This is a genomic window from Streptomyces glaucescens (assembly GCF_002154375.1).
GTDB classification, from domain to species: Bacteria; Actinomycetota; Actinomycetes; order Streptomycetales; family Streptomycetaceae; genus Streptomyces; species Streptomyces glaucescens.
Genome location: NZ_MUND01000327.1, coordinates 1 through 10,453, shown reverse-complemented (window position 1 = coordinate 10,453; position 10,453 = coordinate 1). Strand labels below are relative to the sequence as shown.

Here is a 10,453-nt window from a genome sequence, read left to right as displayed (position 1 = left end):
CAGGTTGATCTTCCCGGCGCCGCCCGCCCCTGGCGCCGGGAAGATCAACCTGGACAAGGGCCGGGTCAGCCTCCAGAAGAACCAGACCGTCTCCCTGATGAAGGGCGGCCGTCCGCTGCTCTCCCAGGTCAAGATGGGCCTCGGCTGGGAGCCGGCGTACCGCGGCAAGGACATCGACCTGGACGCCTCGGTCATCGCCTACGGCCCCCAGCGCAACCACATCGACAGCTGCTACTTCGGCAAGCTGACGATCGTGGGCGGCGCGATCCGCCACTCCGGCGACAACCTCACCGGCGAGGGCGGCGGTGACGACGAGGTCATCACGGTCGACCTGGGCCGCCTCCCCCAGGAGGTCTCCGGCCTGGTCTTCACCGTGAACTCCTTCTCGGGCCAGAAGTTCACCGAGGTCGCCAAGGCGTACTGCCGCCTGATGGACGCCACGACCGGCGAGGAGCTGGTCCGCTTCGACCTGACCGGCGCCGAGCCGCAGACCGGCGTGATGATGGCCAAGCTGATCCGCCAGTTCTCCGGCGAGTGGGAGATGACGGCCATGGGCCAGTTCGTGAAGGCCCGCACGGTCCGCAACATGGTCAAGCCGGCCGCGCAGGCGCTGTAGCGACGGGTACGAGCCCGGGGGCGCCCCGGACCAGGGGCGCCCGGCGGCCACACCATCGAGGCCAGGCCGCCGTACGCCGCTGCCGGTCATGGCACAGGCGCTCAGCCGCCCTGCTGCGACCGTGCCTTGAACGCGGCCTTCCGCGCCTCCTTGGCGATCTTCTTGTCGGGGTGGATGCGTCCCATCGCCTCCAGGACGTCCGCGGTGGCCGGGTGGTCCACCCGCCAGACCGCCGAGAAGAAGCCGCCGTGCTGCTCGGCCAGGCCCTCGACGAGAGCGCGCAGCTCCGCGGAGTTGCCCTCGGCGGCGAGCTGGGCGGCGACCGTGTCGATGGTCAGCCAGAAGACCATCGCCTCGGACGGCGGCGGTACGTCCGCGGCACCGCGTTCGCTGAGCCACACCCGGGCGAGTCCGCCCAGTTCGGCGTCGTCCAGCACGTCCCGCAGCGCGGGCTCGGCCTCGGCACCGACCAGTGACAGCGCCTGCTGGCAGCGCAGCCGGCGCAGCGGCGCCCCGGCGTCGGCGCCGCGTGCGGCGGCCAGCAACTCACGTGCGGCGGCGAGGGGTTCGCGACGGGCGAGCCACTGCTCGGTCTCGGCCTGCGCGGCCCGCGGGCCGAATCCGGAGGTGCCGTCGAGGAGGGCGTCGGCGCCCTTGTCGGCGAGCTCTCCGACGGCGGGCGCGTCGAATCCGGCCTCCAGCAGCCGGGCGCGCAGTCCGTACCGGCCGAGCGGGGTGAGGCGGACCAGGCCGTAGCGGGTGACGTCGGTGTCGTCGACGGGCGCGCCCGGCTCCTCGTCGGCGTCGGTCATCAGCGCCTCGTCGACCGGCCGGTACTCGACGAGTCCGACCGGTTCCAGCATCCGGAACTGGTCGTCGAGCCGCATCATCGCGTCGGAGACCTGTTGCAGGACGTCGTTGGTGGGTTCGGCCATGTCGTCGGGGACGATGACGGACGCGGCGAGCGCGGGCAGCGGGACGGGGCCGTCGCCGGGGCCGTCCTCGCTGACGGTGAGCAGGTAGAGGTTGGCGAGGACGCCGTCGAGGAACTCGGCCTCGCTCTCCGGGTCCCAGTCGAGCGCGGAGAAGTCGATCCGGCCCCCCTCGTCGAGCGCGTCGACGAGGTCGTCCAGACCGGGCACGCTCGCGTCGGCGAGCACGGTTTCCAGGGTGCCCTGCCACACGCCGAGGACGTCCTGCGGGGAGCCGCCGGTGAGCAGCGCGAGGCCGGCGCCGGCCGCGACGGTGCCCTCCTCCTCGTCGACGATCACGACGAGCCCGGTGTCCACGGCCACCCGCCAGGCCTCACCGGCCCGGGCGGCGGCGTCCTCCCCGGTCAGGCCCAGCGCCTCGGCCGCCGTGGGCAGCTGCTCCTCGGCCAGTTGGCCGCCGGCGTCGACACGGGTGCCGGGTCCGGCCCAGCGGGCGAGCCGGGCGGCACGGGAGAGGAGCGGCGCGGACAGCGCGTCGCGCGCCAGCTCCGCGTCGGAGGCCAGCCGTACCGGCGGGAGGGTGGGGCTGTCTGACATCGGGCTGATTCTCCTAGGGGCGCCTGGGCGGCGTACGGCCAGGCGTACGACCGGTGGTTCAGCCGCTCAGCCTAGACGGATATCCACCCATGCCGCCCGGTTCATCTCCTCGTCGCCGGTTGTCCATGGCCGAAACCTTGACAACCGGCGGGACCAGGCAGGAGATTGACGCGCGTAGAAGTTCGGCGGACACCTGTTCACCGATCGGGGTGCGGCACAACTCCCTTTCCGGGCATACCGCTCCCCGTTCTCTACGCGCGTCGCCACCGCCCCACCGGTCGCGGCTCCGACCTCCCGTTCCACCCTCGTCCCGGCGCTCATGTACGTCCCCGGAGGGATCCCGTTGCCGAGCAAGTCTTCCGCGCGCCTCGCCGCGCTCACCGTCGCCGCCGTGTGTTCCGCGGCGTCCACCGTCGTCCTCACCTCCCCGGCCCACGCGGACAGCGTGCGCATCCGTGACATCCAGGGCACGACCCGGATATCGCCGTACGCCGGCAAGCAGGTCACCGACGTGGCCGGAATCGTCACCGGCATCCGGACGTACGGCTCCTCGCGCGGCTTCTGGATCCAGGACCCGGACGCGGACGCCGACCCGGCCACCAGCGAGGGCGTCTTCGTCTTCACCAGCTCCACGCCCAAGGGTGTCGCCGTGGGCGACGCGGTGACGGTGTCGGGCACCGTGTCCGAGTACGTCCCGGGCGGCACCTCCTCCGGCAACCAGGCCATCACCGAGATCACCAAGCCGACGGTGAAGGTCGTCTCCAGCGGCAACACCGTCCCCGCGCCGGCGGTCATCGACGCCGGCTCGGTGCCGGACGCCTACGCCCCGGCGGGCGACCCGGCGGCGAACGGCTCGGTCAACGCCCTGCCGCTCCGGCCCTCGACGTACGCCCTGGACCTGTACGAGGCCCTGGAGGGCATGAACGTCCGGGTCGCCGACGCCCGCGTGGTCGGCGCCACCGACCCGTACACCGAGCTGTGGGTCACGGTGAAGCCGGACGAGCACGACAACCGGCGCGGCGGCACGGTCTACGGCTCCTACTCCGCCCAGAACACCGGCCGGATCATGATCCAGTCGCTGGGCAAGCCGGCCGACTTCCCCGAGGCGAACGTCGGTGACACCCTCGCGGGCGCCACCACCGGCCCGCTGGACTACAACCAGTTCGGCGGCTACACCCTCGTCGCGAGCGAACTGGGCACGCTGGAGAGCGGCGGCCTGGAGCGCGAGACCACCCGCAAGCAGAAGAACGGCGAGCTGGCGGTCGCGACGTACAACGTCGAGAACCTGGACCCGTCCGACGACACCTTCGCCGCGCACGCCGCCGCGATCGTCACCAACCTGCGCTCCCCCGACATCGTGTCCCTGGAGGAGATCCAGGACAACAACGGCGCCACCAACGACGGCACGGTGGCCGCCGACCAGACGGTGACCAAGCTGATCGACGCGATCACGGCGGCGGGCGGCCCGCGCTACGACTGGCGCGCCATCGACCCGGCGAACAACACCGACGGCGGCGAGCCCGGCGGCAACATCCGCCAGGTGTTCCTGTTCAACCCGGAGCGGGTCTCCTTCACCGACCGCGCGGGCGGCGACGCGAACACCGCGACCGGCGTGGTCCGGGAGCGCGGCAAGGCCGCGCTGACCGTGTCGCCCGGCCGTGTCGACCCGGCGAACGAGGCGTGGCGGAACAGCCGTAAGCCGCTGGTCGGCGAGTTCGCCTTCCGTGGCCGCACGGTGTTCGTGATCGCCAACCACTTCAACTCCAAGGGCGGCGACCAGGGTCTGACCTCGCAGTACCAGCCCCCCGCGCGCAGCTCCGAGACCCAGCGCCACCTCCAGGCGACGGCCGTGAACGCCTTCGTCAAGGAGATCCTGGCCGTCCAGAAGAACGCGGACGTCGTCGCGCTCGGCGACATCAACGACTTCGAGTTCTCCGGCACGACCGAGGCCCTGGAGGGCGACGGCGAGCTGTGGTCGGCGGTCAAGTCGCTGCCCCGCGGTGAGCGGTACTCGTACGTCTACCAGGGCAACAGCCAGGTCCTGGACCAGATCCTGATCAGCCCGGCGATCCGGCGCGGCTGCGACTTCGAGTACGACAGCGTGCACCTGAACGCCGAGTTCCACGACCAGATCAGCGACCACGACCCGCAGGTGCTGCGCTTCCGCCCGTAGCCGGCGGGCCGGCCGGTCAGCCGGGCAGCAGGCCCACGGCGTGCTGGTAGCGGGTGCCGGTGAACCCCTTCACCCCGGGGTACGTCCGCACCCGCTCCCACTGCTCACCGCCGTCGCCGATGCCCTCGCCGGGCGCGGCGAGGGCGGCGTCGTAGGCCTGCTCGCTCTCCCACTCGGCGTAGTTGAGGACATGGGTGCCGTCCTTGCTGAGGTGGAAGTGGGCGGAGATCAGGCCGCGGTGGCCGGCCGGGTCGCCGGCCAGGGCCCGCAGCACCTCGCCGATCCAGTCGGCGCGCCGCTCGGCCGCGTCCGGTTCGAAGTCGATCCGCACGGTCACGATCAGACCCGGCACCCGGGTGTCGCCGGCGGCCCGCTCGCGGCTGCGCGGACGGCCGTAGCGGTCGAGCACGAGACGCTCGATCCCCGGCACGAGGGTGTCGATCTCGTCGACACGCTCCTGCCGCTGCGTCTTGAAGAACGCCTCGTATCCCGCCTCGCTCGCCCACTGCGAGTAGTGCATCAGGGTGGCCCCGTCGCGGCCGGTGTAGACGTGGTAGCCGAGCAGCCCGTCGGCCGGCCACGGGCGGCGCTCCCAGGTTCCCGCGATCGCCTCGACGGCGGCCCGCTGCCGCTCGGGCGTGCCGACCCGCCACGTGCTGAAGAACGGCGCCGCGGCGTCCGGGCGGGTGAGGTCGGGGTGGGCGTCGGTACGGCGGGTCATGTCAACCTCCGGAAAAGGCTGGTCGGTTGGTACACCGACCAGCCTTCAACCTCGACCTCGCTTGAGGTCAAGCCACTTCGGGGAGTCCCCTCCTGTCGCCCCGACGGCCGTACCTCAGCGGCCGTACCTCAGCGCCCGCCGCTCCGTCGCCGCAGCACGCCCGCCGCGACGACCACCGCACCCGCCGCACCCGCGACGAGCACCGGCCGCGGGAGCCGGAGGGCGGCCTGGGCGAGCCTGCGCACGGGCTGGGGTGCCCGGTGTTCCACGGCGTACTGCGCTCGGGTGGCGCCGCCCTGGACGGCGTGCCCCGCCTGGGCCGCGCTGCTGCGCAGCTGGACGGTCATCGCGCCCGCCCTGTCCCTGAGATCGGCGGCGCGAGCCCGGGCGCGTTCGCGGACGTCCGCCCTGGCGGCCAGCTCCCCGACGGTGGTGCCGAGTTCGCCGCGGGTCCGCTCGACCTGCTTGAGCAGCTCGGCGGGCCCCTTGGTCCGGTCGGTCATCGGTGTGCCCTTTCCCTGGTCTGCGTGCGTCTCGGCGCCCGGGTACCCTGACCGACCGTCACTACCCCCCGTGCCATACCGCCTCCCTCTCCTCACACCTCTCCTTACCGATACCTCGTAGCAGATTTAAGTGGAGCTTCACCTTCGGGCCGCCGAGACTGCTCCCATGACCCACACCACCTCGACCACCACGCCGACCCCGCCCTTCGGCCGCGTCCTGTGCGCGATGGTCACCCCCTTCACCGCGTCCGGCACCCTCGACCTCGACGGCGCACAGCGGCTGGCGGAGCGTCTGGTGAGCGAGGGCTGCGACGGTCTGGTCCTCAACGGCACCACCGGCGAATCGCCGACCACGACCGACGAGGAGAAGGCGGAGCTGATCCGCGCCGTCCGGGAAGCGGTGGGCGGGCGCGTGGGCGGGCGCCCCTCGATCCTGTCGGGCGTCGGCACCTCCGACACCCGCCACACGATCGAACTGACCCACCAGGCCGAGAAGGCGGGAGCGGACGGCGTCCTGGTCGTCACGCCGTACTACAGCAAGCCCCCGCAGGACGCCGTCGAGGCCCACTTCCGCGAAGTGGCGGACGCCTCCGGCCTCCCGGTCGCGCTCTACGACATCCCCGGCCGCACCGGCACCCGCATCGAGCCGGAGACAATGATCCGACTCGCCGCACACCCGGGGATCGTGGCGGTCAAGGACTGCGCCTACGACTTCCTCGGCACCCAGAAGGTCCTGGCCCGCACCGGCCTCGCCTACTACGCGGGCTGCGACGAACACAACCTCGCCCTGTACGCGGTGGGCGCCGCGGGCTGCGTCAGCACGGTGGCGAACGTGATCCCGGGTCACATCCGCGCGGTGCTGGACGCCTTCGACGCGGGCGAAACGGCCCACGCGGCCCGCCTCCAGCGGCAGGCCACACCTTTGATCGAAGCGATGATGGCGGCGGGCCTCCCCGGCACGGTCACCGCGAAGGCCCTCCTCACCGCCCTCGGCCTGCCCGCCGGCCCGGTCCGCGCCCCACTGCGCCCCGCAGACCGCGAGACACTCGACGCCCTGCTGGCGGCGTACCGGGAGGCCGTCCCGGAGCCGTGACCGGACCTGTGCCGTTCATCGAGCCGCGGGCTGCCCCTCGGCGGGCTCGGCGGGCTCGGCGGCAGCGCCGCCCCCCAGCCCGAGGAAGTGCTGAAGCACGTCCTCCATGGGATCGTCGATCTGCCCGGCATTGATCAGCCCGATCCGGGGCCCGTTGTGCGAGCCGGTGTTGGTCTCATCGGCATGCGCGACCCCACCGGCCAGGCCCCAGCCCACGGCCGTCAGAACACCCAGCCCGGCCACCCGGCGCACCGCACCGCTCGCCCGTACGTTCCTCATCACTTCAGCCCTCGTCTCACCGTCGACATCCGACCGGACGGCTCCGCCGCCCACCCCTTCATCTGCGGCACCGGCCCGGAGGACACGGCTGGTAATCCGTTCAAGTGATCGTCGCGAACCCGGCACACCCGTAGGGTTGCCACATGATCACCGCGACGGTCCGCGAATGGCACGACGAGGAGGGCTGGGGCGTCCTGGACTCCCCCGAGACCCCCGGCGGTTGCCGGGCCCACTTCTCGAACCTCGAGCTGGACGGCTTCCGCACCCTGTCCCCCGGCCAACAGGTCGACCTGGCATGGGAAGCCCCCGGCTTCGAACAGGACGGCTACGCGTACCGAGCGGTGAACGTCGTGCCGCGGGGTGCCTGATCAACCCCGGAGTCGTCAACGCCCCGCCTGGTGCTCACTGTGGGGGCGTGGTTGACGGGGCCACCCTCGAGGGTGCGGCGAGGCGGCCGCTCGGTGACCGCCGCTCGGCGGTGGCTACGGCGTGTACCGGTCGCGTCTGGATACCGACGGCGGGGAAACAAGGTGTCCAACGGGCGGGAAGGCAATTCCGCACCGGCCCCAGCTGCGCCTCCATGTCGTGATGATCGGCCTCACACCGAACCGCAGAACGCGGTACAACGGAGGCGGGCACACAAAGTGCGTGCCTTGGCTCAGGGGCGCGCGATGGACACCCCGGCATCGGCCGACGCATCGTGCACTGGCGTGAACGGCGCGGCTTCACCCAGACCGACTTCGGACAGCTCATGGGGCAGACGAAGCGCCGGGTACAAGCCATCGGCGCCAGGTCGGCGCGTGACGAGAGAGCGGTAGGTGCTGCGCATGGACACGACATTGATCGCAGCCATGGTGGCCGCGAGCGTTTCCGTCACCGGATGGGCTGTCAATCATGTTCTGACCCAGAGGGCCGAACGGCACAGGCAGAAGCACCAGACGCAACTCGCGCACATCGAGAGCCAGCTCGAGCGGCTGTACGGCCCGCTGTTCTTTCTGCTGCACGAGGGCACTTCATCCTTCCGGGACTTCTGCGCCACCCTGGGTCGCCATCACGTCTTCGCGGAGGGCAGTGAAATCAGCCCGGAGGATCTGGAGGCGTGGCTCTTCTGGGTGGACAACGACTTCATGCCCCGAAACACGGCCATCCAGGAGCTTCTGGCGTCGAACGCACACCTCATCGAAGGCTCGCGCATGCCTGATTCGTACATCCGGTTCATCGACCACCACAACTCCTGGCGCGTGAGCCACCTGCGCTGGAAGGAGGAGGGCGTGCCCTACATATGGCGGGCGAAGCAGAACTGGCCCGTCTCGTTCGAGCGCGATGTCATCTCCACCTATGAGGAACTGAAAAAGCGCCAGGCCGAGCTGAGCGGCATCCTCACCGGCGGTCGGTGACCCGAGCGGGCCGGGCGGGAAAAGCAGCGCCCTCCCAGGCCGTTCTCGGGCCGTGGAAGGGCGCTCAGCGATGTGACCGACCAGGCGACTCGACTGGTCGACCGACTCAGTTGTGGCTGTTCTGATCGCGATGCAGGCCAGGGGGTCAGCCTGCCCCAGGGGCCGTCTCGGGGCCGTCCTCGGTGCTCCCCGGGGCCTGGAAGACGCGGTCCACGGCGGCCCGGGTGCGCGCCTCGCTGTTCGGCATCAGGTGCGTGTACGTGCGCAGGGTGAAGCTCGGGTCGTGGTGGCCCAGGTACTCGCTCAGGGCCTTGATGCTCTCCCCTGCGTCCAGGAGCACCGAGGCGTAGAAGTGGCGGAGGGCGTGCATGCCGTTTTCGCGTCCCAGGGGGATGCCGGCGGATGCGAGAGCCGGTCGCCACACGTACTGGTTGAAGCGGTTCCGGTGCAGAGCCAGAGCCTTATTCCGAGTGTTGGCGAACAGCAGGGAGGCCGAGACGGGCGGGCCGTCCAGAGTCTTCCAGGGCAGCGTGACCTCTACCGGCTCGTGCCTCGTGATGTGATCGGCCAACGCGAAGGCGACCGTCTCGGGCAAGGGCACGTGCCGTTCCTTGCCGCCCTTGGGCGGGCCGAAGACCAGCTGCGTGCCTCGCAGAAGCTTGACCTGCCGGACGACGTGGACCGTGCCCCCGAGGAAGTCGACGTCTTCGAGCGCCAGGCCGAAGATCTCGCCTTGCCGGAGGCCGCATCCCGCCCCGAGGGACACCATCTCTTGGTAGGCGTTCGGCAGCGCCTCGTGTACTGCCATCACCCGCTCGATGGACCAGGGCTTGATCTTGCGCCCGTCGAGGGACGGCGCCCGGACGGAGCGAGCGCGGCAGGGGTTCTCGGCAATGATCCGGTCTTCCACGGCGGCCGTGAACACGGCGGACACGTTGGCGAAGATCGACCGCCGGTAGGACGCCGCGCGTCCTGTGGCTTCCAGCTCCCTCATCCATGCGCGCAGGTGGGAGGGGCGGAAGGAGGCCATCGGCCGATCACCGAGGTACGGAAGGGCGTGGACCCGGAGACGGATCTCGACACTCTCACGGGTCACCGGGTCGATGGTGAGCGCCGCCATCCACTTCTTGGCGTACTCGCCGAAGGTCACCGAGCCCGCGGCCGGGTCGATGTACCGCCCCTGCGACATGTCCGCTTCGATGTTGGCGAGCCACTGGTCCGCCTTGCGCTTCTGCTTGTCCGGGAAGCTCTTGGACTTCTCGGAGCCGTCCGGCGCGATGTACCGGGCGCGGTAGCGGTGGCCGACGCCGTATCGGTCGGTCTTGACCCGGACGGTCTTGCCGTCGAGGCCGGGAACGCTCTTGTACCAGCGGTCTTGGACGTGTCCGGCCATTACGCGGCGGCTCCTTCTTCCATGCGGGACTTCACCCAGGCGCGGACGTCTTCGGGGTCGTAGCGGAGATGCCGGCCGACACGGAAGCCGCGGGGGCCGATGCGCTTGCGGCGCCACTGGTAGACCGTCTCGACGCTGGGCAGCTCGAACAGCTCGACCAGGTCCTCGGGCGTCAGGTACCGGTCGGGCAGGCGTGTCGCCACGGTCACCACTCCCTTTCGTCAGGCAGCGCGGCAAGTGCCTCTCGGGCGGTTTCGCGGTTGAGCTGGAGGTCGCGGGCGATGGTCGCGGCGAGGAGGGATTCGCCGGGGCTGTGGCCGTGGCCGGCGTACTGCCAGTCAGCGAGGACGAGCACGGTGTCCGGCTCGGCGTCGTCCAGGCCAAGGGCGGCGCGTTCCTGCGCGGCGCGGTAGTCGGCGCGGGACTGGCGGAGAGCGCCGAGGGTGGTGGAGTAGCGGCGCGACTTCGAGGAGAAGTGGCCGCGGAAGCCGAGCATGTGCGCCCAGGCCCATAGCCGCCGGTCTGGGTAGAGCGGGTCGAGGAGCTTGCAGGCGGCGACGAGGCGGCGGGTGTGGTCGGGTACGCCGTGGCGGTCGAGTTCCGACAGCTCACCGATGCGCCGGTCGAGGGTGCCGGTGTTCTCCGCCGCTTTCGTGGCGTACTTCGCGACGTAGGAGGCGACGGCCTGTTCCGTGATCTCGGAGCCGTCCCCGAACGCCTTGATCGGCCGTACGTCGAGCTGGGTGCCC

The 10,453-nt window shown here is 71.1% G+C and carries 12 protein-coding genes and 1 pseudogene; 5 read left to right on the top strand and 8 right to left on the bottom strand.

Features of this window, described 5'->3' with window-relative positions; all coding sequences use genetic code 11:
* Positions 1-616, top strand: a 616-nt coding sequence (locus CCN42_RS21610; RefSeq protein ID WP_211294766.1) for a TerD family protein, incomplete at its 5' end; no start/stop codon positions are given.
* A gap of 101 nt (positions 617-717) precedes the next feature.
* On the opposite strand, the gene CCN42_RS21605 is transcribed toward CCN42_RS21610, so the two are convergent.
* Positions 718-2,145, bottom strand: coding sequence for a hypothetical protein (locus CCN42_RS21605; RefSeq protein ID WP_086737982.1), 1,428 nt, complete (start codon positions 2,143-2,145; stop codon positions 718-720).
* A gap of 343 nt (positions 2,146-2,488) precedes the next feature.
* Here CCN42_RS21605 and CCN42_RS21600 point away from each other — a divergent pair, with 343 nt between their 5' ends.
* Positions 2,489-4,318: an endonuclease/exonuclease/phosphatase family protein gene (locus CCN42_RS21600; protein WP_086737980.1), complete on the top strand. Its 1,830-nt coding sequence runs from the start codon at positions 2,489-2,491 to the stop codon at positions 4,316-4,318.
* Between the two features lie 16 nt (positions 4,319-4,334).
* Here CCN42_RS21600 and CCN42_RS21595 read toward each other — a convergent pair whose 3' ends face one another.
* Both CCN42_RS21595 and CCN42_RS21590 read right to left on the bottom strand, forming a co-directional pair.
* Positions 4,335-5,039 carry an antibiotic biosynthesis monooxygenase family protein gene (locus CCN42_RS21595; RefSeq protein WP_086737978.1) on the bottom strand — a complete coding sequence of 235 codons (705 nt, stop codon included), beginning with the start codon at positions 5,037-5,039 and terminating at the stop codon, positions 4,335-4,337.
* A 128-nt stretch (positions 5,040-5,167) separates the two neighbouring features.
* Positions 5,168-5,542, bottom strand: a complete 375-nt coding sequence (locus tag CCN42_RS21590; protein ID WP_086737976.1) for a DUF3618 domain-containing protein — start codon at positions 5,540-5,542, stop codon at positions 5,168-5,170.
* 166 nt (positions 5,543-5,708) lie between these two features.
* Here CCN42_RS21590 and dapA point away from each other — a divergent pair, with 166 nt between their 5' ends.
* Positions 5,709-6,635: a 4-hydroxy-tetrahydrodipicolinate synthase gene (gene dapA, locus CCN42_RS21585; protein ID WP_169731498.1), complete on the top strand. Its 927-nt coding sequence runs from the start codon at positions 5,709-5,711 to the stop codon at positions 6,633-6,635.
* Between the two features lie 15 nt (positions 6,636-6,650).
* Here dapA and CCN42_RS41470 read toward each other — a convergent pair whose 3' ends face one another.
* Complete coding sequence (locus tag CCN42_RS41470; RefSeq protein ID WP_245877401.1) at positions 6,651-6,914, bottom strand: hypothetical protein; 264 nt, start codon at positions 6,912-6,914, stop codon at positions 6,651-6,653.
* Positions 6,915-7,057: 143 nt separating this feature from the next.
* Between CCN42_RS41470 and CCN42_RS21575 the strand changes: the two genes are divergently transcribed.
* Complete coding sequence (locus CCN42_RS21575; RefSeq protein WP_086737970.1) at positions 7,058-7,282, top strand: cold-shock protein; 225 nt, start codon at positions 7,058-7,060, stop codon at positions 7,280-7,282.
* Between the two features lie 290 nt (positions 7,283-7,572).
* On the opposite strand, the gene CCN42_RS42635 is transcribed toward CCN42_RS21575, so the two are convergent.
* The gene (locus CCN42_RS42635) at positions 7,573-7,743 is read right to left on the bottom strand and encodes a hypothetical protein (protein WP_158102115.1); all 171 of its coding nucleotides are present in this window, start codon (positions 7,741-7,743) and stop codon (positions 7,573-7,575) included.
* On the opposite strand from CCN42_RS42635, the gene CCN42_RS21570 reads away from it, so the two are divergent.
* Positions 7,742-8,311 (top strand): hypothetical protein, encoded by a 570-nt coding sequence (locus CCN42_RS21570; protein ID WP_086737984.1) that lies wholly within the window; start codon positions 7,742-7,744, stop codon positions 8,309-8,311. The genes CCN42_RS42635 and CCN42_RS21570 overlap by 2 nt on opposite strands.
* A gap of 145 nt (positions 8,312-8,456) precedes the next feature.
* On the opposite strand, the gene CCN42_RS21565 is transcribed toward CCN42_RS21570, so the two are convergent.
* From CCN42_RS21565 to repSA, 3 genes and pseudogenes are all read right to left on the bottom strand, one after another.
* Positions 8,457-9,704: a tyrosine-type recombinase/integrase gene (locus CCN42_RS21565; protein WP_086737968.1), complete on the bottom strand. Its 1,248-nt coding sequence runs from the start codon at positions 9,702-9,704 to the stop codon at positions 8,457-8,459.
* A complete protein-coding gene (locus tag CCN42_RS21560; protein ID WP_420711383.1) occupies positions 9,704-9,907 on the bottom strand; it encodes a helix-turn-helix transcriptional regulator in 204 nt (67 codons plus the stop codon). Before CCN42_RS21560 ends, CCN42_RS21565 begins: the two co-directional genes overlap by 1 nt.
* A 2-nt stretch (positions 9,908-9,909) precedes the next feature.
* Positions 9,910-10,453 (bottom strand): annotated as a pseudogene (gene repSA / locus CCN42_RS21555) (replication initiator protein RepSA); the annotation flags it as partial.

Excerpts from the sequence above, each read along its gene's own strand:
- CCN42_RS21605 (WP_086737982.1), bottom strand. The coding sequence starts at position 2,145 with ATGTCAGACAGCCCCACCCTCCCGCCGGTACGGCTGGCCTCCGACGCG.
- CCN42_RS21595 (WP_086737978.1), bottom strand. The coding sequence starts at position 5,039 with ATGACCCGCCGTACCGACGCCCACCCCGACCTCACCCGCCCGGACGCC.
- CCN42_RS21590 (WP_086737976.1), bottom strand. The coding sequence starts at position 5,542 with ATGACCGACCGGACCAAGGGGCCCGCCGAGCTGCTCAAGCAGGTCGAG.
- dapA (WP_169731498.1), top strand. The coding sequence starts at position 5,709 with ATGACCCACACCACCTCGACCACCACGCCGACCCCGCCCTTCGGCCGC.
- CCN42_RS41470 (WP_245877401.1), bottom strand. The coding sequence starts at position 6,914 with ATGAGGAACGTACGGGCGAGCGGTGCGGTGCGCCGGGTGGCCGGGCTG.
- CCN42_RS21575 (WP_086737970.1), top strand. The coding sequence starts at position 7,058 with ATGATCACCGCGACGGTCCGCGAATGGCACGACGAGGAGGGCTGGGGC.
- CCN42_RS21570 (WP_086737984.1), top strand. The coding sequence starts at position 7,742 with ATGGACACGACATTGATCGCAGCCATGGTGGCCGCGAGCGTTTCCGTC.
- CCN42_RS42635 (WP_158102115.1), bottom strand. The coding sequence starts at position 7,743 with ATGCGCAGCACCTACCGCTCTCTCGTCACGCGCCGACCTGGCGCCGAT.
- CCN42_RS21565 (WP_086737968.1), bottom strand. The coding sequence starts at position 9,704 with ATGGCCGGACACGTCCAAGACCGCTGGTACAAGAGCGTTCCCGGCCTC.